Source organism: Halegenticoccus tardaugens, assembly GCF_004116405.1.
GTDB lineage: Archaea > Halobacteriota > Halobacteria > Halobacteriales > Haloferacaceae > Halegenticoccus > Halegenticoccus tardaugens.
In genome coordinates, this window is record NZ_SDIC01000005.1 from 253,716 (window position 1) to 276,943 (window position 23,228).

At 58.4% G+C, this 23,228-nt stretch carries 24 protein-coding genes and 2 pseudogenes; 14 read left to right on the forward strand and 12 right to left on the reverse strand.

Features of this window, described 5'->3' with window-relative positions; all coding sequences use genetic code 11:
- Nucleotides 1-62 precede the first annotated feature (62 nt).
- The gene (galK, locus tag C3L37_RS15250) at nt 63-1,226 is read right to left on the reverse strand and encodes a galactokinase (RefSeq protein WP_129115460.1); all 1,164 of its coding nucleotides are present in this window, start codon (nt 1,224-1,226) and stop codon (nt 63-65) included.
- Nucleotides 1,227-1,994: 768 nt separating this feature from the next.
- Complete coding sequence (locus C3L37_RS15255) at nt 1,995-3,425, reverse strand: right-handed parallel beta-helix repeat-containing protein (RefSeq protein WP_129115461.1); 1,431 nt, start codon at nt 3,423-3,425, stop codon at nt 1,995-1,997.
- A gap of 533 nt (nt 3,426-3,958) precedes the next feature.
- On the opposite strand from C3L37_RS15255, the gene C3L37_RS15260 reads away from it, so the two are divergent.
- Complete coding sequence (locus C3L37_RS15260; protein ID WP_129115462.1) at nt 3,959-4,291, forward strand: hypothetical protein; 333 nt, start codon at nt 3,959-3,961, stop codon at nt 4,289-4,291.
- A 5-nt stretch (nt 4,292-4,296) separates the two neighbouring features.
- Here C3L37_RS15260 and C3L37_RS15265 read toward each other — a convergent pair whose 3' ends face one another.
- Nucleotides 4,297-5,025 (reverse strand): hypothetical protein, encoded by a 729-nt coding sequence (locus C3L37_RS15265; RefSeq protein WP_129115463.1) that lies wholly within the window; start codon nt 5,023-5,025, stop codon nt 4,297-4,299.
- Nucleotides 5,026-5,618: 593 nt separating this feature from the next.
- Nucleotides 5,619-5,890, reverse strand: a pseudogene (locus C3L37_RS15270) (transposase); the annotation flags it as partial.
- Between the two features lie 32 nt (nt 5,891-5,922).
- Here C3L37_RS15270 and C3L37_RS15275 point away from each other — a divergent pair.
- Nucleotides 5,923-6,180: a hypothetical protein gene (locus tag C3L37_RS15275; protein WP_129115464.1), complete on the forward strand. Its 258-nt coding sequence runs from the start codon at nt 5,923-5,925 to the stop codon at nt 6,178-6,180.
- Nucleotides 6,181-6,444: 264 nt separating this feature from the next.
- Here C3L37_RS15275 and C3L37_RS15280 read toward each other — a convergent pair whose 3' ends face one another.
- Nucleotides 6,445-6,639, reverse strand: a complete 195-nt coding sequence (locus C3L37_RS15280) for a cold-shock protein (RefSeq protein ID WP_129115465.1) — start codon at nt 6,637-6,639, stop codon at nt 6,445-6,447.
- 833 nt (nt 6,640-7,472) lie between these two features.
- Here C3L37_RS15280 and C3L37_RS15290 point away from each other — a divergent pair.
- On the forward strand, nt 7,473-7,709 hold the full coding sequence (locus tag C3L37_RS15290) for a CBS domain-containing protein (RefSeq protein ID WP_129115594.1): 237 nt from the start codon (nt 7,473-7,475) through the stop codon (nt 7,707-7,709).
- A gap of 202 nt (nt 7,710-7,911) precedes the next feature.
- Nucleotides 7,912-9,720, forward strand: coding sequence for an SLC13 family permease (locus C3L37_RS15295; RefSeq protein WP_129115595.1), 1,809 nt, complete (start codon nt 7,912-7,914; stop codon nt 9,718-9,720).
- A 145-nt stretch (nt 9,721-9,865) separates the two neighbouring features.
- On the opposite strand, the gene C3L37_RS24415 is transcribed toward C3L37_RS15295, so the two are convergent.
- Nucleotides 9,866-10,042 (reverse strand): hypothetical protein, encoded by a 177-nt coding sequence (locus tag C3L37_RS24415; RefSeq protein ID WP_164974765.1) that lies wholly within the window; start codon nt 10,040-10,042, stop codon nt 9,866-9,868.
- Between the two features lie 96 nt (nt 10,043-10,138).
- Here C3L37_RS24415 and C3L37_RS15300 point away from each other — a divergent pair, with 96 nt between their 5' ends.
- Together C3L37_RS15300 and C3L37_RS15305 are read left to right on the forward strand one after the other, a co-directional pair.
- Nucleotides 10,139-10,687, forward strand: coding sequence for an amino acid kinase family protein (locus tag C3L37_RS15300; RefSeq protein ID WP_129115467.1), 549 nt, complete (start codon nt 10,139-10,141; stop codon nt 10,685-10,687).
- A 34-nt stretch (nt 10,688-10,721) separates the two neighbouring features.
- On the forward strand, nt 10,722-10,961 hold the full coding sequence (locus C3L37_RS15305) for a hypothetical protein (RefSeq protein WP_129115468.1): 240 nt from the start codon (nt 10,722-10,724) through the stop codon (nt 10,959-10,961).
- A gap of 36 nt (nt 10,962-10,997) precedes the next feature.
- Here the strand turns inward: C3L37_RS15305 and C3L37_RS15310 are convergent, their stop codons facing one another.
- Entirely contained in the window at nt 10,998-11,474 is a 477-nt protein-coding gene (locus tag C3L37_RS15310; RefSeq protein WP_323740467.1) for a diadenylate cyclase, read from the reverse strand.
- A gap of 431 nt (nt 11,475-11,905) precedes the next feature.
- Between C3L37_RS15310 and C3L37_RS15315 the strand changes: the two genes are divergently transcribed.
- From C3L37_RS15315 to C3L37_RS15325, 3 genes are all read left to right on the forward strand, one after another.
- A complete protein-coding gene (locus C3L37_RS15315; protein WP_228546265.1) occupies nt 11,906-12,190 on the forward strand; it encodes a hypothetical protein in 285 nt (94 codons plus the stop codon).
- Nucleotides 12,191-12,397: 207 nt separating this feature from the next.
- The gene (locus C3L37_RS15320; protein WP_129115470.1) at nt 12,398-12,823 is read left to right on the forward strand and encodes a DUF7539 family protein; all 426 of its coding nucleotides are present in this window, start codon (nt 12,398-12,400) and stop codon (nt 12,821-12,823) included.
- 142 nt (nt 12,824-12,965) lie between these two features.
- A complete protein-coding gene (locus tag C3L37_RS15325; protein ID WP_129115471.1) occupies nt 12,966-13,298 on the forward strand; it encodes a DUF5789 family protein in 333 nt (110 codons plus the stop codon).
- Between the two features lie 45 nt (nt 13,299-13,343).
- Here C3L37_RS15325 and C3L37_RS15330 read toward each other — a convergent pair.
- The 3 genes and pseudogenes from C3L37_RS15330 to C3L37_RS24935 all read right to left on the reverse strand — a co-directional run bounded on the left by C3L37_RS15330 (nt 13,344) and on the right by C3L37_RS24935 (nt 16,724).
- A pseudogene (locus C3L37_RS15330) lies at nt 13,344-14,611 on the reverse strand (RNA-guided endonuclease InsQ/TnpB family protein).
- A gap of 489 nt (nt 14,612-15,100) precedes the next feature.
- Nucleotides 15,101-16,393: an MFS transporter gene (locus tag C3L37_RS15335; protein ID WP_129115472.1), complete on the reverse strand. Its 1,293-nt coding sequence runs from the start codon at nt 16,391-16,393 to the stop codon at nt 15,101-15,103.
- A 112-nt stretch (nt 16,394-16,505) separates the two neighbouring features.
- The gene (locus tag C3L37_RS24935) at nt 16,506-16,724 is read right to left on the reverse strand and encodes an SDR family NAD(P)-dependent oxidoreductase (RefSeq protein ID WP_267195330.1); all 219 of its coding nucleotides are present in this window, start codon (nt 16,722-16,724) and stop codon (nt 16,506-16,508) included.
- Here C3L37_RS24935 and C3L37_RS24940 point away from each other — a divergent pair.
- The 4 genes from C3L37_RS24940 (at nt 16,701) to C3L37_RS25810 (ending at nt 19,312) form a co-directional block, all read left to right on the forward strand.
- Nucleotides 16,701-16,931, forward strand: a complete 231-nt coding sequence (locus tag C3L37_RS24940; RefSeq protein ID WP_228546283.1) for a hypothetical protein — start codon at nt 16,701-16,703, stop codon at nt 16,929-16,931. The two genes, C3L37_RS24935 and C3L37_RS24940, sit on opposite strands and share 24 nt — an antisense overlap.
- 73 nt (nt 16,932-17,004) lie before the next feature.
- Complete coding sequence (locus C3L37_RS15345) at nt 17,005-17,367, forward strand: ArsR/SmtB family transcription factor (RefSeq protein WP_129115473.1); 363 nt, start codon at nt 17,005-17,007, stop codon at nt 17,365-17,367.
- Nucleotides 17,360-18,166, forward strand: a complete 807-nt coding sequence (locus C3L37_RS15350) for an arsenite methyltransferase (RefSeq protein ID WP_129115474.1) — start codon at nt 17,360-17,362, stop codon at nt 18,164-18,166. The genes C3L37_RS15345 and C3L37_RS15350 overlap by 8 nt, the downstream gene beginning before the upstream one ends.
- 51 nt (nt 18,167-18,217) lie before the next feature.
- The gene (locus tag C3L37_RS25810; protein WP_394345798.1) at nt 18,218-19,312 is read left to right on the forward strand and encodes an ABC transporter permease subunit; all 1,095 of its coding nucleotides are present in this window, start codon (nt 18,218-18,220) and stop codon (nt 19,310-19,312) included.
- A gap of 58 nt (nt 19,313-19,370) precedes the next feature.
- On the opposite strand, the gene C3L37_RS15360 is transcribed toward C3L37_RS25810, so the two are convergent.
- Together C3L37_RS15360 and C3L37_RS15365 are read right to left on the reverse strand one after the other, a co-directional pair.
- Nucleotides 19,371-19,595, reverse strand: coding sequence for a YMGG-like glycine zipper-containing protein (locus C3L37_RS15360; protein ID WP_129115475.1), 225 nt, complete (start codon nt 19,593-19,595; stop codon nt 19,371-19,373).
- A gap of 1,143 nt (nt 19,596-20,738) precedes the next feature.
- Nucleotides 20,739-21,554, reverse strand: a complete 816-nt coding sequence (locus C3L37_RS15365) for an IclR family transcriptional regulator (protein WP_129115476.1) — start codon at nt 21,552-21,554, stop codon at nt 20,739-20,741.
- 180 nt (nt 21,555-21,734) lie between these two features.
- Here C3L37_RS15365 and C3L37_RS15370 point away from each other — a divergent pair, with 180 nt between their 5' ends.
- Nucleotides 21,735-22,988: an MFS transporter gene (locus C3L37_RS15370; protein ID WP_129115477.1), complete on the forward strand. Its 1,254-nt coding sequence runs from the start codon at nt 21,735-21,737 to the stop codon at nt 22,986-22,988.
- Nucleotides 22,989-23,228: the final 240 nt, after the last annotated feature.

Below are 23,228 nucleotides of genomic sequence, written 5' to 3' on the forward strand. Positions count from 1 at the left end.
TGTAACGTCCTGAACCGTTCCGGCGGTCCGCCGGCGAGCTCATCCCTGTGGCCGTCTTCTCGTCACTCGCGATGCACCCGACAGCCGTCCGCCGTGTCGCAGACGTACGCGTCCGGCTCGGCGTCGAACCGATCCGCGAACTCCCGCTCGACGTGCGCCGTGAGCGCGTCGACGCCCTCGTCGCGGACGAGGCTCACGACGCACCCGCCGAACCCCGCCCCGGTCATCCGCGAGCCGACGACCGCATCGTGACCGCGAGTCGCCTCCACGACCGCGTCGAGCTCCGGGCAGCTCACCTCGTAGCGGTCCCGGAGGGATGCGTGGGATTCGAACATGAGTTCGCCGACCCGCTCGACGTCACCCCGTTCGAGTGCGGCGGCTGCCGTCGTCACCCGCTCGTTCTCAAAGACGACGTGCTCGCACCGGTCGCGGAGGGTCGGCGACACGTCGTCTGCGTGTGTCTCGAATTCGGTGGGCGACACGTCGCGAAGGGTGGTTACTTCGCGGTTGAGTAACTCGTCGAACCGCGCCGCAGCCTCGCGACACTCCGCTCGCCGGCGGTTGTACGCCGAGTCAGCGAGTTCGTGGGTGACGTTCGTGTCAATCACGACGACGCGGATCGTCCCGGCGTCGAACGGGATGCGCTCGAACGACCGCGACCGGCAGTCGAGAAACAGCGCGCTCTCTGCCCGGCCGAGCGCCGACGCGAACTGGTCCATGATGCCGCACTCAACGCCGACGAACTCGTTTTCGGCACGCCAGCACCGGAGCGCAAGTTCGCGGGGGGAGAACGACCGATCGGAGAGCACGGAGAGCGCCGCGCCGATCGCGAGTTCGAACGCCGCCGACGAAGCCAGCCCGGCCCCGCGGGGCACGTCGCCGCCGACGGCGAGGTCGACCCCCGGCAGGCCGTCGCTTCGGAACTGCGCCGCCACGCCCTTCACGTAGTCGATCCAGGTCACCTCGCCGTCACGTTGCACGTCGTCGAGCGAGAACGAGCGGCGCTCGTCGTAGTCGCGCGAGCGGACGGCGATCGTCCGGTCTGACCGTTTGCGTCCGACGGCGACGACGCGTCTGTCGATCGTGACCGGCAATACGTATCCCTCGTTGTAGTCGGTGTGTCCGCCGAGCAGGTTCACGCGACCGGGAGCGACGGCGACGACGTCTCCCTGGCCGTCGAACTCGTCCGCCATTGCGGCCCCGACCGCGCGCATGTCGTCGTTCATCGAATCGACTTCAATCCACTCGTATATGAAAATAAGGGCTCAACGGCGATCAAATTGGCACTCTCTACCGACATGTTCGTTCTCGCAGGTCTCGACGCGTCATCTCACCGAACCCCGAACCAGCGATGGAAGCCGTCGATGGGGGGTCGGTTCGGCGGCGTGACGCGAGATCGAAAACCGTCCGTTTCAGTGATCGATCGAGCCTCCGGAGTAGCCGCGCCGTTTTTCGAATGTGCTCCAGTGTCCGCGAGAACGAACGAAACGCCGAAACACGGATCACTGATAGGATCGCAGACCATGCGCTCCAGTTGTTTGCTCGATCCGCGTCTGACGTCACATTTTATTCTATGATATTTTCGAATGCGAATTTTACGGTTCAGGTACCGGATGAGTTCGATTTGAGCAATTTATCCGTTCTTGGCGGTCGATTCCGGGACCTATCAGGAAACGTAGCTCTAGCGGTGTTCTAACGCGCGCTTCTGCGAATCGGCCGTTCCCATGTATCTATCAGTACCCGATTCATTATAGTGGTTCTATAGCTATGAGTGTTTATGACCCAGTCGAGGACTCCAACGAGTGAGGAAGGAGGCGGACGACTCTTCGGGATCGACGCGGTTCCGACGCCTATCGCGGGCCTCGCTCTCGACCGGGTTCCGGTGTCGATCGCCCGATACCGCGTTGCGACCTGCTATCGCGATGGACGACACAAAATACGTGACGGTTGACCGGAGGGTACGGGTCTCGGTCGCGAGCGCCGGGGCGCGGCGCTCACTCGGGGGTTTCGTTGCCTTCTTCGCGCAGGTTCGACGTCCCGTCGTCCCTGATGCCACCGTACAGCGTGTTGTCGACGATCGTGACGTCGCTGTAGCCGCCGATGAGGTGGACAGCTTCGTAGCCATCGTACGACCGGGCGGTGAGATCTCGGATCGTGGTCCCGTTGGCTTCGTTCGTAATCGGGTAGTAGGTCGATTCGTACGTGCCGCCCGCCAGCGTGCAGTCGTCGGCGGTGACGGTGACCGCGCGACGGTAATCGTCGCCGGGCTGGTCCACCGTCACGTTCGTGAGTTCGGTACCGCTGCGATCGACTCGGATTGCCTCCCGACCGCCCTCGGCGCCGGACGCGTCGCCCGTCACGGTCACGCCGTCGAGAACGACAGGCTGACTGCCGTCTCGGACCTGGATGGCCTGTCCGCCGCTGTCCATCTCGATGTCTGTGTCGACGACGGCAATCTCGCCGGTGCCCTCACTGAGAACGATGCCGTTGTTCACCGATCCACTGGCGATGCTGATCGAGCACCCTTCGATCGTCGCAGAAGACACCGCGTCTGTCGACCTGATCGCGTCCCCGTTGGGTGCGTCGAGGACGATCTCGACGTTCTTAACCGACATCGCGTTGCCGTCGTCGAGGCGAATCCCGGGCTGGTTCTCATCGGGGGATCGGTTTTCGTCGACGACGATCGTCGCGTTCCTGATCGCGCTCCCGTTGCCCGCCATCCGGATGTTCGCGATGTTGCTGTTGTAGAACTCGCCGCCTTCGACGATAACTCGCCCCTCGTTGCCAGAGACGTACAGGCCGTTGTCGGGGAACGGTCCGACCTCGCAGTTCCGAATGCGGAGTTCGCCGCGGTGATACGGACTCATCAGCATCCCCGTCGGACCCGTACTGACAGTCGGCTCACCGTCGGTCGACGTGTTCCTTGTGTACCGTCCGCCGTCCGGCATTCGAACCTGCTCGATGATGCCCGACCCCTCCGGGTCGATGATGTCGACTTCCATCGGGCCCCATGTTCCGCTGTCGTGTTCGCCTACGAAGTCGATGTCGTAGAAACAACACTCGTTCACCTGCGCCTGGATCGCGCGAGAACCGGTGTTCGACGCGGTGAAGTCGAACGTGAACCCTTCGATCTGGAGATAGTCACCCGGTTCGTAGTACGTCCCGAGTTTGAACAACCGCGCCTCACCGGAGAACGAATCGGCCGACGCGGGGACGATCGTCGTCTCTCCGGGCACCCCTTCGAGCCAGAGGTTCTCGAAATCGGTGAACCGGATCTGTTCGTCCATATAGTACTTTCCAGACGGGAAATAGAGCCGAACGTTGTCATCGAGAAGCGCTTCGAGATCCTCGACGATCGACTCACTTCCCGTGTTGTCAACACCTTCATCGACCACGTTGATTCGCTCGTAGTCGTCCGACGACACCTCGCATGCGGCGCTGTCAGAGTCTCCTTCCGACGGAGAGTTCGCGCCGTCTTGATCCCGTTGACACTCGTCTGCAGCTAATACTTCTCGTGAGAGAACGCCAGCGCCAAATGTCACACCTACTGCACCGAGGAACGTTCGGCGGGCAATCGACTGTGAATTCCCATTCTGTTCTGGGGTCTCAGACATATTCACCTATCCGAGCGTCACTCTTGTAGATAAGTTTTTTCAATCTATGACTCAGAACGGCCAAAAGATATATCCGACCATAATCGATATCAAAACATTGTCGTTAATATATCGATCAGGCGTAGAATATCAATCTTATGGTCAGATAGTTACTGTGGACCTCGATCCGGGCGAAATAGAGTGTCACCGCGTACGTGAGGTCGAAGCGGAAACCGGACACATCGACCTTCTAACCATTTATGCCCGATGGATCGCAAGTACCTCAGTGGGCCCTCCGTATACTTCCGTAGGTGGTCCATTACAATAAGTATCGCTCTTTCACACATTAGTGAAGGTCAGAACAGATGACTGAAATCGGCGATGATCAGACGACATCCGAATCGACGACACGCCTTGAGATCGGTCAAGTCTGTCGAACAACCGAGGTCGCGCACCTCCGCGAAGAGAACGCCCATCTCGAACAGGCCCGCGAAGAGAACGCCATCCTCACACGCAAGCTCGCGCGGCTGAGCGAGGAGTTCGATCGACTCAGCGACGAGTACGATCAGGTAGAAGCGACTCTCGCGCTGGAAAGGGCGTCGAAAAACGAACAGTGCGACGAGGAAGCGGCGGGTGGACTGTTTCGCGGCGACGGGAAACCGCGAGAGTACGTTCGTGTGGAGGAGCTTTTCGACTGACGGGATTACTCCCGCGTCCGCACGCTGTGTTCGATGATGTCCGTAACCCGTCGCGCTCGCTCTTCCGCCTCGATGTGCGAGTACGCGTCTCGCGTCGTCCGCTGGCTCCGGTGACCGCCGGCGGAACGATCTCGTACTCGCGAAGAACGTCGTCGACGCCGTGATTTTCGAGGACGGTTTCGATCTTGTCGTCGGGAAAGGTCGCGGTCGCGCGCGAGTACCGTGCGCGCGACGCGGTACTTCGACGGCCCGTGGCCCGTCGGAAACACGGGCCACTCCTCCGAGGGTGGATCGGGAAGTCGTTTGTACCGTCGAACCGCCGGCCGCGCCTGTTCGGGGAGCGGCGTCTTCTCCCACCGATTTCGCGGATCCGACCGCTTACCCTTGCCGTAGAGGGTGAGGACGCCTGCGTCGAGGTCAACGCGCTTCCACCGGAGTCCGCGTCGCCCCTTGCGGGCGTCGCCTGACGCCCGGAGGATCTCTGCGCCGCGGACCCCCGAGAAGGCGAGCACGGACACGAACGCGAGATCGCGCGCCGACGCCAGCGCGTCGCGGTCGCTCTCGTCGATCGCCTCGCGCGCGCAATCGCGCAGCGCCGGGTTCCGTCCGAGGCGGCCGTCACGGACGCACCAGGAGAGAAAGCCGCTGATCCAGTCGTAGTACGCCCGTGCGGTCGTCGCTTCGATCCCGCCCGCGTCGACGCGGCGACGCAGGCGCTGGGCGTAGTGTCGCATCGCCGTCGCGCCGCGGTCGCTCCCGAGCGCGACGAAGTCCGCGTCGCCCCGGCCGTCTATCCACTCAACCCACTGGTGAGCGCAGTCCGCGCCGTCTTCCGTGAGTACATCGAATCGAGCGATCAGGGATACCTGTCGATCGCCGGATCGCTCCGGCCCTCGTCGTCCGAACCGCCGTCGACGTCCTCGCTGTCAGCGTTCTCGTCGGCTGCGGTCCGGGACGGGTGCATGGCTTCGCGGACGGCGCAGACCCTCATAAATCCATTCGAGTTTAGTGGGCTAAAACAGAGTGGGTCGTAGAATCCGGGAATACCCCGAATTCGGACGATTCGGGGGCTGTACCGAGGGAACGCGTTTCAGACGAGTTTATAAATCACAGAATGATATATAGAATGTCTCCGAGGAAGTTGAGACTACGGTGGGTGCAGCGGTGCTGTAATGCGCGGTTTGGAGCGAATCGGTGAGCGGGAACTGCTCCAGATTACCTCTCGATCGCTTCTTCCTGTGGCGCTAACGACCAGATCAGTGGTTCTCTGCGGATCTCGATAGCGTTGCCACTCAGAAATCCACGCGATCCCGGGTTGAGCATCTCACTATCCGATCCCTGTCTCCTTCTTCAGCAGCGTCAGCGTGTTATCGGCCGTCACCATCGGCGCGTGCTCGTACTCACCAGTCAACTCGACCTGTACAAGCAGATCAACGGCTCGCCAAACCGAGTACAGTAGGCAGGCAAACGTGAAGTAGAAGAATCGCAGCCCGAAATTTTCGAGGTCGTCGCAGCCATGAACCCCTTGGACTTGTAGCCACTCTCGATCTCCCAACGATACTTGTACTCCTTCACCGCTCCAGGTGGAGCATTCGTCATGATGGTTAACCCAGTGCGGACCAATTACGAGTATGGCTCGCTACGAAGCTTCGTTCGAGATTGGCTCAAAAGCGGATTCATACGCTGCTCAGCGCATCCTTGAGCGAGTATACGACACTGTTCGAGAAGAGGTACGAACCGTCAGGGAAGGCTCAGAAGACTCGAGTGAAACCATTCAAGCGTTCAAAACGCTTCGAGATGCAGCGAAAGACCCAATGCCTGGAAAGCTGACAATCATCTATGAGCAATACGACACCGAGTCCGATACGTCAGCATCCCCCGAGCGATGACGTGAGGTCAGTGAACCGCTTCAAGGCCAAGTCCCGAGACGCTCACTCTGACCCGCCTGTAGAGATTTCAATTCAGGTTTACCGTTCGTAACCTCAGTAGAGTCCGCCAATAGCCGTGTCGTCTCAACCTGATATCGAGACCAATTGACCGTAATTGGCCGACGTACGAAGCATTGCGCAAGCTACTGCTATAGGTGGATACTGGTTCGGAAATAGAACAAAGTCACACAGCGTCGCCTAACTGGCGACTACGTGAACCTTGAATTAGGCGCGAACGACGTTCGTCGCGCGGGGACCCTTGGGGGCCTGTTCGATGTCGAATTCGATCTCGGTCCCTTCCGTCAGATCTTCACCACCAACGTCCTCCATGTGGAAGAATACGTCGTCGTCAGAGTCGTCCGTCGTGATGAAACCGTAGCCGCCAGTGTCGTTGAAGAAATCGACCTTACCGTTTGCCATTGCAACTACACACAAATCTACGACATGGTTAAGTCTTCCGTGTTCGTTTTTCTACCTAAGGAATTTTCAAACAAACATCCAAAAACACGAATACAAATATTTATTTGACTATTTGTGTGGTTCTACGGAGAGGACACCCCTGATTCGCCAGAACGAATGGTGCCTTCTGACGAAGCCATACTTCTCGATTCGCAGGGCTCCTCACCTCGCGTCCGGATCACTGGACGCTGTCCGACCGTATTCCGTGTCGGAATCGCCATCTGTGGGTCCCCCTGACGTTTGAAACAAGTGGAGGACGCGGTTCGGCAACCGTTTGGTATCGTACTTCGTGTGTTTCGGGTCGAACAAAGTGAGTGAGTGTCTTTTTCCTCTATTTGTACACGCTGGAGCCTCCAAGAGCGTCACTCCTCTCCCGCCGTTGAAACGATGGACTCTGCTCCACATTCCGGGCACTGATCGTGCTGGGAATAAAAGCATGCATCACACGCTTCACACCGGTAGTTTGCCTTCTCCTCAGCAGTCTCGGTAGCCGTCTGCTTGAACTGCTCAACCTGTCTTCCGACTCGTCTGAAAAACCCCATCTGTTCCTTGAAGGTAGGGCAACAGGAGTGAAAAACGTTTCTGGGTCGCTGATCTCTGAGAAGTAGCATCGCTCTCCTGCCGTTTCACATCAGACGACATCTGCGGAATCGATGCCGCAGAATCCACCCGGTTACAAAGATCGCAAATGGACGGGTACCAAGCGGAGTCAGATAGCGATATTGGGGCGTTCATCCACACGACACAGTAGAGTGTCCAGTCCAAGATCCGTACTTCGGTGAGAACTCTTATCCCTGGACGTATTTCCCTTCTCAGATGACAATGTTTTCGTCGGGAGCCTCACATCTTTGCCGGTCCACACAGTGGGTGCTGACACGTCACTCTGGGATGCCGGGAGACTGATGCTCGAATATGGCATCCATCACGTCCCGGTTCTCAATGACGGAGAAGTTATCGGAGTCATCACAACAACTGACCTGCAGTATATCTCTCGTAGAGCGGTTCCGAGTCCGCGCGATACGACTGACTAATAACAGGTTTCTCGTGCGTATAACGCGTTCTGCTTGGCTTCTCGAACTACCGGTCACGCGCCCTTCCACGGGTTGTAGCGCTCAGCAATCGGCCGCTGTACATACCAGGCCTTTTCCCGTGTAGGTGTCTCTGTTCGGTATGTCCTTCTCTCAAGTCTCGTTGGCACTCCAGGGCCTCGGCTCAACGTCCGTAACAGCCGAGATACTCGTCGTTTTCGCAATTATTCTGCTCGCGCTCGTATTATTCGCCACTGAGTGGTTCCCGATCGACGTCACCGCGATCTTGGTGATGGTATTATTGATTGTATTCGAGCCGTGGACACAAATCTCTCCGCGGGAGGGAATCTCAGGATTTGCCAATCCAGCCACGATCACTGTCCTGGCGATGCTTATCCTGAGCACCGGGATCAACCGAACCGGCATCGTCCAGCTGATTGGGCGAAGGATGGCCGCCTTCGCCGGGACCGATCGGCGTAAGCAACTCGCTGCGACGGTGGGCGTCTCGGGGCCGGTCTCGGGGTTCATCAACAACACGCCAGTCGTCGCGATTCTGGTCCCGGTGATCAACGATCTCGCCCACAACGGCAAGACCTCACCGTCGAAGCTGCTCATCCCCCTATCGTTTGCGTCGATGCTTGGGGGGACGTTGACGCTCATTGGAACGTCGACGAACATTCTCGCGAGCGATATTGCAGCCCAGCTTGGGGCGGAGTCTCCTGGGCTCGGTCTTCACGCCTTCGGAATGTTCGAATTCACCAAGCTGGGTGTCCTCGTCTTCGCGGTGGGCGCGCTCTATCTAATGACGGTCGGCGTTCGACTCCTCCCCGAACGGATTCCAGCCAACGAGGACCTCGTCGAGGAGTATGCCCTCCAAGAGTACCTCGCAGACGTCGTCGTCCCTGCGAACTCGTCGTTGATCGGGCAGACTGTCGAGGAGGCCTTAGGCGATGACGAGCTCGACATCGACGTGTTACAGCTGATTCGAGATGGTGAGCGCTTCGTCGAACCGCTTTCGCGCAAGGAGATCCGCGAGAACGACACGCTTCGACTCAGGACAAACCGGGAGATACTCGAAGACATCATTGACACGGAAGGACTCGCACTGTCGGGTAGCCCTCGGACCGAAGACGATCTGCATCCTGGTGAGGAGGTGTCGGTCCTCGTCGAAGTCGTTATTCCGTCAGGATCGTTCCTCGTCGGCGAGACGCTTGCGAGTTCGACCTTCCGACAACGCTACAACGCGAACGTCCTCGCCTTTCGAACCCGTGGTGACGTCGTCCGGGACCGGTTCGAGGACATCCGTATTCGGGTCGGTGACACGCTCCTCGTACAGGCACCACCCGATAGTCTCACCCGCCTCGTCGAGAACGAGGACTTCATTGTCGCCCACGAGTTCGACGAAGTGACCTACCGGAGCGAGAAAATCCCGTTCGCAGTGGGCATCATCGCCGGTGTCGTCGCACTACCAGCAGTAAACCTCCTTCCGATCGTCGTCTCTGCGTTAGCAGGGGTGGTAGCGATGGTCTTCACCGGCGTCCTCAAACCGACCGAACTCTATTCGTCGGTCGAGTGGAACGTGATCTTCCTGCTCGCCGGTGTCATCCCCCTCGGTATCGCACTACAGCAAACCGGGGCTGCAGCGCTGCTCGGCGACGCCGTCGCCTCGACGGCGGTGTTCTTGCCTGCGATCGGTGTCCTCTGGGTGTTCTACCTCGCGACCGGCCTCCTGACGAGCGTGATCAGCAACAACGCGAGCGTCGTGTTGATGATCCCGGTGGCTGCCAGCGCCGCCCAGTCGATCGATGCGAACCCGTTCGCGTTTGTCCTCGCCGTGACGTTCGCCGCCTCGACGGCGTTCATGACGCCGGTGGGGTACCAGACGAATCTCTTCGTCTACGGGCCTGGTGGCTACAAGTTTTCGGACTTCATTCGCGTCGGTGCACCGTTACAGTTGTTGTTGTCGGTCGTCACCGTCCTCGGAATCGCGTTCTTTTGGGGCGTCCGTGTTTGATTCATGGGTTCTGGCTCCCCCCGAGATACGGCACAAGAAACACTGTGAACAATTGTATTTCACAGAGCCGTCGCGCAGAAAGCGCCATGGACGAGTGAACCGCTCGGGGGCACGTCTCGGGGGTTCTCTCAACCGTATGCATTACTCACCCCTTTAGGAAGTGCGGGTCGGTTATCTTCACTGTATAGACGCGCTCTCTCGGGATGTACGTGTACTCGTCGTCGCCGTGATGAATCTGCCAGTGGTCATCTCGGTAGTTCAGTTTCTCATCGTCGATCTCTTCCGATACAGTGTCATCCATTCCTTGATAGACGATCGTCACCAGGAACTAGAGTAGGCGAGCCGCACCCATAACGTGGCGGGTCATCAAGAGGTGCTAGATTTTAGGACAGCGTCAGACTACAATCTAGAGAGCATCATGCGCATCGTACTCTCACTCGGCGGGAGCATCCTCGTGCCGGCGCTTGCCCCAGAGCAGTTTCGAGAGTACGCAGCCGTCATTACAACACTCGCTGAGGAACACGACGTCAGTGTCGTTACCGGAAGCGGGTCTCTTGCGCGCGAATTCATCGATGTGGGGAGAGCTAGCGGTGCGAACGAGGTTGAGCTTGATCAAATCGGCATCGGGGTCGCTCGACTAAACGCCCGACTTCTCATTCTCATCTACGCGACGAACGTGCCTGGCATCTTTAGCGTAGATCCCTACACTCACCCAGACGCAGAACCATTCGACGAGTTAAGCGCGAGCCAACTCATTACCCTGATCCTCAATATCGGCAGTACTCCCGGGAGCAGTGTACCGATCGACCTTCTCGCCGCGAAGATGATCCAACGTGCAAATTGCGAAACAGTGGTTATCGATGGAACCGATCCAGAGCGCATCCTCACTGCTGTCCGAACCGGTGAACTTGAGGGGACGAGAATCATCTCGGACGGGGAAGAGGACACGTCTCCCGCTGAAACATGACGCCTGTTAACCTCGTGGAGAACGACCTCTGGGTATGTCACGTCACGTGGCGTCCTTCGAGATTGACTCAAAAACCGATTCGTATGCCGCTCGGCGTATCTTAGAGCGGGTATACGATACGATTCGAGAAGAGTCATCGAGCGGCCGGGAGGACTCAGACGACACAGGCGAACTCCTCGAATCGTTCAAAACGCTCCGAGATGCAGCGAAACGTCCAACAGCAGGCAAGCTGACGATTACCTACGAACAATACGACGACAAATTCGAAAACTGAGCTCGCAGAACACCCCTCATCGAGAGCCGTACAATCTCAGTCGGCAATCCGCCAGCGTCCCCCAAGTTGCTCACGTTCGGAATCGTTGTATTTTCCATTCTGGAAGACTGTCACACGACCATTCTCTTCGCTCAGCGTTACACTGGCAAGGACTTCTTCTCGGTGAGATATTTCTAAAGCGCTGAGATGTTTGGTCCCCATCCAATCGGCATAGGCGATGGGTGGCTCTTCGACCACCTCAGTAGTATTTGGAGTTCGAACGCGAACCATCTGTTCGTGGATCGTCCTATCCGCGGCAATAACGACTGCCCCATCGCAGTTGAATGCTACGTTGCGGGCTGCGTCGATGAACTCATCGGATGAGATGGTAACTGACCGACACTGGTCGACGGGCCACGTGTTGTCGCCTAGTGGATCGGTGTATTTACCGAAATCGATGTCGGCGACGACAATAAAATAGAGACTCGGTCCGGTCACATATGGCTCATCCCACTGGCTGAAGGAGAGACTCAAACTCTCCGCGATATATCTGAGGATGTCGATAGTTTCTGGGCTTGTGGCATACTCCGCTTGACCGTCGTTAGCTTCTATGATAACTCTCTCACCGGTATATTCAATTTACGTCGAGAATTCGCTTGAATGTTCTGCCTGTGATAGAGGCTACTAGAGCACTATCGGCATCCGGACCTGATGTCTGGTCTCAGTCATCGAAGAAGAACAGGCGAATGTCGCATCGTGTCGGCATGATGATGAACTGTTGACATTCTTCCCCGTACCGAAGGGTAAGCTACTAGGTAGCTCCCAGTGACTTTCAAACATCATACACAAGACAGGTTGTTGATTCCTATCCGATATCCACCGCGAGAAAGTAGCGTTCGAACCCTGAAACGAGCGATTGAACTCGCTGATGGATATGAAAACTCTCACCTGTGTATATCCTCTATGTGAATCTCCTCCACAAGGGCGAGCACGTTGAGCGGAAAGACCTTGTTCGCGCGGTCGAGCGTGAGTTCGGCTCACTCCCGAACGTGAGCTACCACGCCCGGAACGCGTTCTTGCTCGAAGAGGCTATCCTTTACGAGGCCATCCAGCAAGACGTAGACTACGTCATCATCGGAAAGGACACCAAAGCACGGTGGCGTCAGATACTCTCCGATCGCCTCGACATTGACACAGATCTCGAGGCGTTCTTGCAGCGCCATCTGAACACGAAACTGGTAGTCGTGTAGCCACCAACTCCTCTCTGTGTGTTCACGGTCGATAAAGTCTCGTAGTCGAATTCAGGAATTCACTTCTCCCAAGCAATCCGATATGCACACGAACCAGACACGGATGTGAGCGACAAAGCCGTTGATAAGTACATCGCGGCCACCGACACACCCACCATCCGTAGACGTTGTACAAACGTTCATTCGCCTTGCACCCCTTCTAGGAGTATGGCTGAGTTTCCAGATGAGAGGCAGCTCGTCCTCCGAGCTCGTTCCCTGTTAGAAGAATGGACCAATACGGCTCGGACACAGGCATACGCTGAACTATTCGAAGGTGACGATCCCATCCTCACCGAAGAAGAGATCCATCTCCTCGACGCGCTTGACTCCGAACTGGAGCGACAAGGCGGCGATGGTGTCTGGGGAACTGATCAATATGGAATCCACACGGCTGGAACCTCAAGCTCGGATACCTCACTCGGCGCCGTCTGTGTGTACCACCCCCAGATAACCAAAGACTCCGTCCTTCGAGGGGCCGACGAACTTGATGACGAGACCGAAGAGCGACTCAATGCCGCACTCTGGCAATATAGTGAATGGGTTGCGACACTCATCGAAGCCGACCTCGACGAGTTTATCCGCCAAACTCAATGATTCTCGTTTTATGCGGCGTTTTTCCAGCCATCCGAAAATTAGTACGGTGATCTCACGGAACTCCAACTCCCGTAAGATATGTTCGGGAGTCACACGAGTGAGCCGCCCTACAGTTATCTGAATCGAGCGCCTAGGGGAAGGCATGCCAGATGACAAACCAGGCCGAGACGAGAAAGCGAGTGAGCAAGAGCGACGACAGCCAGAGCGAGAGGTAGAGGAAACACGCGACCGCGCTCAGGAAAACCGAGCGATGAGTGGTGACCTTGGTGGGCGGCTCGGTGATCTCGATGAAGCACTCGAAACCCACGACTATCCAACCACGACGGATGAATTGGTTGCGGCCTATGGCGACTATGAAATCGAAACACAGGGTGGGATGGAATCCCTAGAGGAAGTGCTCGCTTCCACTGGCAACCAAACGTACGACTCCGCCGATGACGTTCGAGGCCGGATACTGGGGCTGATACATCGTTGACATCCTCCCCGCCCTGAAGGGCGAGGATTCCCGAGCGTTGGGATATTAGGGTTTGCAACCCACCTGCTCGCTCGGGCGGAACGCTCCCGAGGTTTGATTGAACAGGAAGGCTACTGGCCGTGCCAAACGACCGTTACTCATATCCTCGGTTAGAGGATTCTGAGTTATCTTTCTACGAATGTTTACTGCGCCGTTCGCGTCTGCGTTCATCGTCGCTCCGCACGACTCACAGACGTACAACCCACGCTCCACACGATTCGCGTCTCGCTTCCGGCCACAACACGAACAGGTCCTGCTCGTGTCTCGTTCGCTTGTGCGGTCGACGAGGACGCCGTGTTCTTCGGCCTTGTATTCGAGCAAGCGAGTGAAGCGGTCGAACTCCCATCCGTGGAGCTTCTTGTTCCCTCGCTTGCCCCAGTTCCGAGACTCGCCGTTCTCGTCCTCACGAATCTTGCTCAAGTCGCCAATAGCGATGCGTCCGCCTCGTGGTCGATACACTGCTCTACGACGTGCTTGGAGAGGGCGTGTAGGAAGTGGTCTTTCCGCCGAGACAACTTCTGACGGGCACGGAGCGCACGGCGTGACGGGCCGTTCTCGCCCTCGGTATCGTACTCGTCACGGGTGAAGTAGTGTTTATCCTGTTTCAGCACGTTCCCCGGATACAGCTCCGCATCACCGTCATCGTAGGCGATGGCCAGGTAGTTCTTGATACCGAGGTCGATGCCAGCAGTGTTGTCTCCGGGTGCGTCCTCGACAGGAATCTCAACCTTGCAGACAAGGTGGAGTTCCCATCGGTCGCCGTTCCACACGGCTCTGACTTGCTGGATGTTTTCCACGGTCACATCCGGTCTCGTCCCGTACTCACAGAGAATGAAGTCCGAGGGGGACGCCTTGTGGTTGAAGCCTTTGGAAAGGCGGAGGTGGTTGTGCTTGGAATCGTGCTTGATGCCTTTCTGCTTCCACGTCACGGTGGAGCGCGGGTGTTCGTCGCCGTGTTTGCGGTAGCCGGGTGGGTTGGCGTCCTCATCTCCTCGTTGGCGTGCTTTGTACCAACTGGTGAACGACTCAGCAAGCTCTTCGAGAACTCGCTGACTGGATTGAGAATGTAAGTCCCTGTATCGTTCGTGTTCCTTGAGTTCGGATTTGAGTTCGCCGTCGTCGGGGATTTCCCCGTCTTCGTTCCATCGACCTTGCGTGTAGTATCGGGCGACGTTCCACAGTTTGGATGCCGAGAACCCGCACTGGTCGATGTTGTCTTGCACCTGTTGGTGGTTGACGATTTTCGCTCGGTAGGTGCGAGTTGTTTCCAGCATCGTACTGCGCCCATAACCAGTTATAGGGAATTATATTTTAAAAGTAACGACAGAGGCGTGGAATATCCGGCTGTGCTATCGAACGTGGTTAGCGAAGAATTGTCGGCTGTATCCCCGCCCTTCAGGGCGGGTTTTAGCCTCGAATTTTCCATAACAAACCAGGCCATGGCGTACTCGAACCCTCATTCTGCTGCCTATTTCGTGGAGCGTCGTTGGACGGTTCTGCTTGTTCCACCTCAGATCTCGGAGATGGGGATATTTTGAGTACCGATAGGTGGAAAGGAGCTTATTTGAGATAGACTAACTATGCATTGAGAGCGGCAGTCTCAACTTCAGGCCTCGGCTCGAAGGTGAAACTTCCGTGGCAGCGGACGGAACGCTCGTCACATCCATGGCTGAGTCTACATCACGGTGTACTGTTCGTTGAATTCGATGCGATTTGGAATGCCCGTAAAAATGGCCTCGTGAGTAGAGTGGGAGCGATACCGATCACCCGGTCGGCTGGTTTTTGCCGGATCGGCCGTCCGACGAAACGACCAGTCCGAGTGCCGCGCCGGCGAACCCAAGGACGGCAATACCGACGTACATGTCCATAATTCCAACGGCATCGTACAGCGTCCCCGCGACTATCTGTCCCACCGCACCCCCGAGGCCGAAGCCGAACCCGGTAAGTAGCGTCTGAGCGGTCGACGTCACACGGTCGGCGGCGATATCGTAGGCGAGGTCGACCGTAGCAACGGTGACCATCGCGAATCCGATGCCGCCCAGCGACTGGACCGCGAGGAGGACCCACGGTCGAGTCGTGACCCCGTAGGCGAGGTTCGGGATCACGAGGGCGACACCGCCACCCACGAGCAACCACCTGTGGGAGACGTTCGCCTTGAGGGCGTAGAGGAATGCCACGGCTTCGACGCCGGAGTTAATCACCCAGGCGACGCCTGTCATCCCGTCGGGGCGGAGCGTCCACGGACCGGCAGCGATGCTGGCGTCTACATTCCGCATGTAGACGGAGAAGAACGCCTCGCCGCCCATTGCCGAGAGCCGAAGCAGGAAACTCGCGCCTACGATCACCAAGAAGGTCGGGCTGGTCACGAGCATCCGCGTGGCCTCCAGGAGACGGGGTTCGTTGGTTTCGTTTTCGTCGTCTCCGGCGACATCGTCGCCTTCGTCAGCGCTCCTGCCACCAGGGAGCGACCAGGCGATCCCGATCATCAGTGCCGTGCCGGCGACGTAGAAGTAGACGATGGAGACGATGCTTAGAGTGCCGACCACGAACCCGAATCCCAGACTTCCGATGGCGAACGCGAGCGAGCCGAAGGCCCTGACGCTCCCATAGTCGAATCCCCGCGAGAGGACCATCCCGGTCGCGATGGGACCAACCGGCGTCTGGAAGGCCGAATATGCGGCGGATCCGACGGCGATCAGGAGGAACGGTTCGGTGAGACCGTCACCGACCGGGTAGCTGAGGATCGCGACGGCAGAAGCGATTCCGACGAAGATGAGGACCGTCCGCTCGGCGCGGAAGTAGTCGGTGAGCAGCCCCCACGCCGGCTGGGCGACGACGCCGGTCGCCATCAGGAGGAAGCCGATCTGACCCATCTGCGAGCCGGACAGCCCCATCTCTTCCAGATACACATTCCGAAAGACGACGAACCCCGAAGAGGCGATGAAGTAGATAAAAAACAGGAGCTGGAAGCGTACCTTCACACCATCCAGCGCCAGGGGTCGCCCAAGGCTCGTCGGTCCGGCGGTCTCCTCGTATCCCTCGTCCGAGCTACTCACTTCTCCCTCCGGTTCGAAGAGCGACTTCGTCTCTCGTGTCTTCCACGGTCACGGTCATACGATACAATCGAGGACGTTTTGTCATACGAGTTAGATTACTCGACGTTCGACCTCAGTTCGTCGTCGGGAATGTCTTCCAGTAGCTCCGTATCGACGGCACCTGGTTCGATGGTCGAAACCCGGATCCCCTCTTCGGCGACATCATGCCGAACGCCTCGCCAAAGCCAGTTACTCCGACTTTCGCCGCCATATAGGAGGAACTGTTCTCCATGGCGAATCGTCCGACAACCGAGGAGAGATCGACCACGTGTCCACCGTCCTGATCCAGCATGTGGGGAACGACGGCGTGCGCGAGCGCAATGAGTTCATCGAGATTCAGGTGACGCTCTATCTCGCGGAGGTGGATGCCTACGCGGAGGTGAACGAGATGTATGAGCAGCACTCTGGCGAGACGTATCCGGCACGTATGACGGTGGGTATCTGTGACCTTCTCGGTGGAGCGTCGGTTACGCTTGACGCGGTCGTCGCAATCGAATAAGCTGGGAGGCAGATCAACCACTTCAGCACCGTAACTGCTATATTAGCCGGCACTAATATTAGCAGTAGCTAAAATGGAACCTCAAACGACACCCACACAGGATATAGAAAACGACACGGAGTGCTGTACGTCGCCGGTAGCGACTGAAGCGAACGCTATCGCGACCGACGTTCAGTTACTCTCAGCACTGGGCAACGACACCCGATATGAAGCGCTTCGACTCATCGCTGGGTCGAATGAAGGCGTCTGTGTCTGTCAGCTCCAGCCTGCCCTTGGCGTGAGCCAGGGGGCAGTTAGTCAGGCATTGTCCCGGTTACACAGTGCCGGCCTCGTGACACGGCGCAAGGAGGGTCGCTGGCGCTATTACAGCGCTACCCCCGCCGCAGAACAACTACTCGGGACGCTCGACGAGATTCGAGGTGCGGTCAATGAGTGATAACCTGCCCGCAGCCGCTCGGACAGCCGACGAACAGCGTCGTATCGTCCGAGAGCGATACGCCGATATTGCCACCGAATCAATCGAGAGTGGGTGCTGTGAGAGTGACGGTTGTTCGTCGTCCGGCCTAGGCACGCGAACCCGTGAGTTAGGATATGATGACGATGACCTCAGTACTGTCGTTCACGGGGCAAATCTGGGGTTGGGGTGTGGGAACCCGACGGCTATCGCTGGGTTAGCGGATGGGGAGACAGTGCTCGACCTCGGCTCCGGGGCTGGCTTCGACTGTTTCCTCGCGGCACAGGCGGTTGGCCCCAGTGGACGAGTTGTGGGCGTCGACATGACACCAGCGATGGTTGAGAAAGCCCGCGAGAACGCAGTTCGTGACGACACCGACCACGTTGAGTTCCGCCTCGGAGAGATCGAGCACCTCCCCGTCTCAGACGGGACAGTCGACGTGATCATCTCGAACTGCGTTATCAACCTCTCTCCGGACAAACAACAGGTGTTCGAGGAAGCATTCCGCGTGCTGCGACCTGGTGGTCGACTGGCGATTTCTGACGTTGTTCAGACTGTTCCTTTCCCTGATGAAGTCCGTGACGATCCCGAGGCGTTGACAGCTTGTGTCTCAGGGGCAGCGACGATCGACGAGTTGGAACGGATGCTCGATGTAGTGGGGTTCGATTCGATCTCGATCACGCCAAAAGACGACAGTCAGTCGGTTATCCAAACATGGGATGAAACGCGCGACCTGAATGAGTTCCTCATCTCATTGGTCATCGAGGCTCGAAAGCCATAGAGCAGCAACCTCCGTTGCCTCCGCGCACGAGCGATCGATGGTCGACAACTGATGTACAACCACTTCCTCTACCGACTCAACCGCGTTGACGGGACGACGAAGTACGGCAAAATCAACCAACTCCCGTCGATTAAGGAGTGGTGGACCGAACTGTCTGACCTGTACTCCCAAACGCTTCAGAACGCCGTCGAGCGGTTATACGACGACCCCTCACGGCTGAAAGACGCGAAGGACAACGGTCGTTCGGTTGGATTGCTCGAGTGGAAGGCACCGAACGAGTACCGATCATTCACGTACCGACAGTCCGACTTCGAACTCAAGAACACGAGTGGCCAGCCCGTCCTCCGACTCTCAAAGATCGGAGAAATACCCGTTCGGCTCCACCGCGAGGTACCCGATGACGCCGCGATCAAACAAGTGACAGTCAAGAAGGAACCCACGGGCGAATGGTTCGCTATTTTCGGGATCGAAACCGAAGACGAAGCTCCCGCGAAGCCTGAGACGCCGGAGAAGTGCGTTGGGATCGACGTGGGGATCCTGAAGTACACCCACGACACCGACGGCATAGCCGTCGGGTCCCTTGATCTGTCCACCGAACGCGAACGGTTAGAGCGAGAGCAACGGCTCGACCAGCAACTCGAACCGCCGTCCCTCGACCATCCCCTCGGAACCGACGAGCTCGGGCGGGACGTTCTCCGCGCCTCGTTCACGGTCGAGAATCTCGCTCGGAATCGCACTCGTCGGCTGGTCGTCGTACGCACGCCTCGTTCGAGAGAGCGTGCTCTCCGTGAAAGAACGCGAGTTCGTCACGGCGTCCCGGCTCCTCGGCGGTTCACACTGCGCGTTTCGGTGCGACACGTCCTTCCGAACGTCGCGATTCCCGTTGTCGTGCTCGCGACGCTCGATTTGGGTGGCGTGATTCTCGCGACCGCCGGGCTCTCGTTTCTCAGACTCGGCGCCCAGCCGCCCACGCCCGAGCGGGGGACGATGCTGGCGTCGGGGCGAAACTACCTGCGCGAGGCGTGGTGGCTCGTCAACGCGCCGGGTGCGGCGATCATGCTGACCGTTCTGGGATTCAATTTCCTCGGAGACGGTCTCAGGGACCTGCTGGATCCGAAGCAAACGACTCGAATCGAGCGACTTTGAGGCCGCAAACGACGCACAGTTTCGCGTTACGGACGAAAGACGAGAAAGCGGGCGGATTTCAGTCGAAATCGACGAACGGTTCCACGCGCTTTTTCGTCCGCTCGAGCCGGGAGCGCACCGTCACTCGCGTCTCGCCGAACGTCGCGCCGATGAGCCCGCCGATGGCGGCACCGGTGCTCGCGGCGCTCTTACTGATCAAGCCGCCGAGAGCGGCACCGATGGCCGCACCGATGGCTGCGTAGCGGGACCGACTCAGCGTTCGCGAGAGGCGTGGAAAACGCATGGTAGGACGGTCGCCGTCGAGGGGGATAAACCCCAGGGGATGGAGTTCCCAGTGAGTCAGCGGAATTCGCTCGGCTGCTTTCAAATCGACGCTACGTAATCTAATTACTAATGTCCATACTGTCAAGGATGATCGACGCGTCCGTACAAGACTCGGCACACTATCTCCTCGCGACGGGCAGGACTTCTCCACGCAAGGCGGACCCGCGGCCGCGACCGTGACGATAGCGGTACGACGAGGGAGTAGCTCCACGGATGAAGGCGGTGCACCTCGATGTCGCCGGTTCCCTCGGTCCGGCGGTGGATTCCCGTACTCATCTTCGCGCAGAAAACCCCGACGGAGGCCGAAAGGGACGCGGCACGGGAAGGGCCACTACTACTCGATCATTCGACCGGAGTCCGCTCGTCTGCGCTGCTATCTCGTCCACGGAGTTACATCTCGATATTGCGAGTAGAATCCGCGTGTGACAACTCTCGCATGGATTGTTCGGTTCTACTCACGCTGCAAGTGTACATAGTAAATTGTATCTCAATCCCCGTGCTCGTCGATAGCGAGTCGATAACCGCATCGGCGTTCACGAGCGGTGATCCACAGGTGACCTCTCACCCTCGCGCCGTAACTGTTCTTTTGATAGCGGTGTGAAAACCCGTGCTGTGCGGGAGAAGAGGGTGGTTCCGCCGAACAGAACACGGAACTGCACCCCGAAACCCCGGGCTAAGTCGAAGCACGTTTTTGCGCCGAACAACCGCCTTGCAGCCGCCACGTGTATGCTCGACGTCTATCCGGGATTTCAACCAATAATATGAGAGAGATAATAGCTATATCTGCGGAAAAATCGATTTGCGTCACCACAGTTGCTCAATCTTCGCTCGACGGTCCGCGCTCTAGAACGTATGGGAAGGTAACAGCTGATTTGGGATTACAAACATATTCTTGTAACACCTGAAAGGACGAACCCACGTCAGTCTATCAGCGACTAGTGTTCGGCTAACCGATACGACCGCGGCGGTCGGTCGAAATCACCGGGATGACTCCGCGCGGCGGTGCGGGTTTCCGCCACGCGGAACTCATCGAGGACGCACAAACTGCGTGCACCGTAACGAGCGACCTGCTCATACTCCTGCCGAAAACACCGTTTGTGTATCAGACATCAGAAGCACCGGAATAGGCTATTTTGAGTTCTAGTTCGTTGGTGGCCCCGAGAATGAGATCTGGGAGTTGAGTGCGAAACCAGTCGCCTTTCATACGGTGGGAGGGTCCGGAGACGCTGAATGCGCCGATCGGTTGGTCGTTACGGTCGTGGACGGAAACGCCGATCGAACTAAGTCCCATCACGTAGCCGTGGCGATTGACGCTAAACCCGCGTTCGCGTATCCGTTCACACTCTTCCAATAGATCCTCTCGATCGGTAATCGTCTCAGTGGTGAGTCGCGGCAGTCCCCGCCGAGTGACGATCTCTTCGACCCGTGAACGCGGCAGATGTGCCAGAATCGCCAGCCCCGCGGCACTGGCGTGAAGCGGCACCCGCTTACCGATCCGCGTGTCCGTTTCGACTGCGTTGCTGCCGGTGGCTCGATGTACGTAGACGCCCTCTCCATTCTCTTCAACGATGAACTGCGCCCGTTCGTTGGTCTGCTCGGCGAGCTGGTTTACTTTCTGTCCCGCGAGAACGTACGCCCTCTCGCGTGTCCGTGCGCGTTCACCGAAGTCCAGAAACCGGAGACTCGTACGGTAGACGCTCTCCTCCGCGGTGACATACCCTCGCTTTTCCAGCGTCGCGAGGTGGCGGTGAACGGTGCTTTTCGCGATCCCCAGGTCGTCCGCGAGATCCGTCAATCGGGCACCGTTTCGCTCGTGGAGGAGTTCGAGGACGTCGAACGCTGTTTCAGCCGATTTTACCGTTTCCGGGTGGGATTTTTCGAGCGACACGGTAGTACAGACCTTGTTTCGCCTTCTCATAAAAGTTCCGCATCGTCGAACACGCGTTCCGACACCCCGTTCGCGTGATGCCGGCGGTGCGAGTGGGATCCAGCGTTACGAACGATTCGGAGATGTACCCACGTGACACATAGCTTTTAGTGTCCTCACGCGATCTCTACGGTAATGATGCCGGTTTTCGCGCTCGGAGGGATTCACTGAATGGAGGCCAACGACCGTTCGATAGCCACGTTCACCATGCTCGCCCACGGGATGTTTCACACGTACGAGCTCTCCATTCCCCTCTTCGTTGTCGTCTGGCTCGATACCTTCTCGGTCTCTGCGGCGGTTCTCGGTGCGGTCGTCAGCGTGGGATACGGGCTCGTTGGTGTCGGTGCGATCCCGAGCGGATTGCTCGCCGACCGGTACGGTTCGAGGACGCTGATCCTCGTGTCGGTAGCCGGGATGGGCATCGGGTTTTTTCTGCTCAGCTTGGCCACGGACATCTTCTTTATCGGCGGCGCCATCGTCCTGTGGGGGCTCGCAGCAAGCCTCTATCACCCCGCGGGCCTGTCTCTCATCAGTCGTGGCGCTACCGATAGGGGATCGGTGTTCGCTCACCACGGCGTTGGCGGCAACATTGGGACGGCATTCGGTCCGCTGATCGCCGCGGTGCTGCTGGTTTTTTTCAGCTGGCGGGTCGTCGTGGCGCTCCTCATTCTGCCGGCGATCGCCGTAATCCTGCTCGGATACAAAATCTCGTTCGAAGATGGAAACGCCAGCACCGGTGCCAGCGTCACCGGCACTGACGGTGGGAGTGCGACGACGAGATCGTTCAACCTGCGTTCTATGCTCGCCGAATCGCGTCTGCTCTTTTCCGCCGGATTCACGGTCATCTTCGTGATCGTCATGCTGTACGGCGTGTATTATCGGGGCCTCCTGACGTTTCTCCCGGATACGATCGCGAATCTTCCGCGATTCGAACCCGTGCTGTTATTCGGGAGAACGGTCGAACCGGCACAGTACGTGTACACGGGTCTCTTGACCGTCGGTATCTTCGGCCAGTACGTGGGCGGAAACGTGACCAATCACGTGCGAACTGAGTACGCCCTCTTCGGGTCGCTCGCGGTGCTCGTGGTCGCCGCGTTCGTCTTCATTCCGGTCAGTGGCGTCGGCGTCGTGCCGTTTCTTTTCGTCTGTGCCGTGCTCGGCTTCTGTCTGTACGCGACGGCACCGATCTACCAGGTGCTCATCGCTGAGTCCGCCGCCGCGGACGTTCACGGACTGTCGTACGGGTTCACGTACCTGGGAATGTTCGGCGTTGGGGCCCTCGGAGCGGCCCTCTCGGGGTTCGTGCTCACGACCTTCGACGCGCCGACGTTGTTCGCCGTACTCGGCGGGTTCGCCGCGTTCGCAACGGTGCTCGTACTCGTCGCGCTGAGACTACCGTCCGCGACAACTGGCGAACGGGCCTGACCGCAGACCGCGCGTCCTTGGTCGCCGCTCGGCGTCCGCGGCGGCGAGATGATCGTCGACCGGAGACGGTCGAGCGCCGAATCCGCTCCAGTGAAGATCGCACGGAGAACGGACCGGACGCTGCGCTCTCGACGAGTTACCCGTGCGGGAACTCCCCTGGAAGGGGGTCTCCGAAGGCGACCCGGTCAAACTGGTAGATCAAGAGGCGGCTCCCGGACGGCCCCCGCGCAACGGCGTCGG

Coding starts and splice junctions, on each gene's coding strand:
- galK (WP_129115460.1), bottom strand. CDS start 1,226: ATGAACGACGACATGCGCGCGGTCGGGGCCGCAATGGCGGACGAGTTC.
- C3L37_RS15260 (WP_129115462.1), top strand. CDS start 3,959: ATGACTGAAATCGGCGATGATCAGACGACATCCGAATCGACGACACGC.
- C3L37_RS15265 (WP_129115463.1), bottom strand. CDS start 5,025: ATGCGACACTACGCCCAGCGCCTGCGTCGCCGCGTCGACGCGGGCGGG.
- C3L37_RS15275 (WP_129115464.1), top strand. CDS start 5,923: ATGGCTCGCTACGAAGCTTCGTTCGAGATTGGCTCAAAAGCGGATTCA.
- C3L37_RS15280 (WP_129115465.1), bottom strand. CDS start 6,639: ATGGCAAACGGTAAGGTCGATTTCTTCAACGACACTGGCGGCTACGGT.
- C3L37_RS15300 (WP_129115467.1), top strand. CDS start 10,139: ATGCGCATCGTACTCTCACTCGGCGGGAGCATCCTCGTGCCGGCGCTT.
- C3L37_RS15305 (WP_129115468.1), top strand. CDS start 10,722: ATGTCACGTCACGTGGCGTCCTTCGAGATTGACTCAAAAACCGATTCG.
- C3L37_RS15320 (WP_129115470.1), top strand. CDS start 12,398: ATGGCTGAGTTTCCAGATGAGAGGCAGCTCGTCCTCCGAGCTCGTTCC.
- C3L37_RS15325 (WP_129115471.1), top strand. CDS start 12,966: ATGCCAGATGACAAACCAGGCCGAGACGAGAAAGCGAGTGAGCAAGAG.
- C3L37_RS24935 (WP_267195330.1), bottom strand. CDS start 16,724: ATGCTGGATCAGGACGGTGGACACGTGGTCGATCTCTCCTCGGTTGTC.
- C3L37_RS15345 (WP_129115473.1), top strand. CDS start 17,005: ATGGAACCTCAAACGACACCCACACAGGATATAGAAAACGACACGGAG.
- C3L37_RS15350 (WP_129115474.1), top strand. CDS start 17,360: ATGAGTGATAACCTGCCCGCAGCCGCTCGGACAGCCGACGAACAGCGT.
- C3L37_RS25810 (WP_394345798.1), top strand. CDS start 18,218: ATGTACAACCACTTCCTCTACCGACTCAACCGCGTTGACGGGACGACG.
- C3L37_RS15360 (WP_129115475.1), bottom strand. CDS start 19,595: ATGCGTTTTCCACGCCTCTCGCGAACGCTGAGTCGGTCCCGCTACGCA.
- C3L37_RS15365 (WP_129115476.1), bottom strand. CDS start 21,554: ATGAGAAGGCGAAACAAGGTCTGTACTACCGTGTCGCTCGAAAAATCC.
- C3L37_RS15370 (WP_129115477.1), top strand. CDS start 21,735: ATGGAGGCCAACGACCGTTCGATAGCCACGTTCACCATGCTCGCCCAC.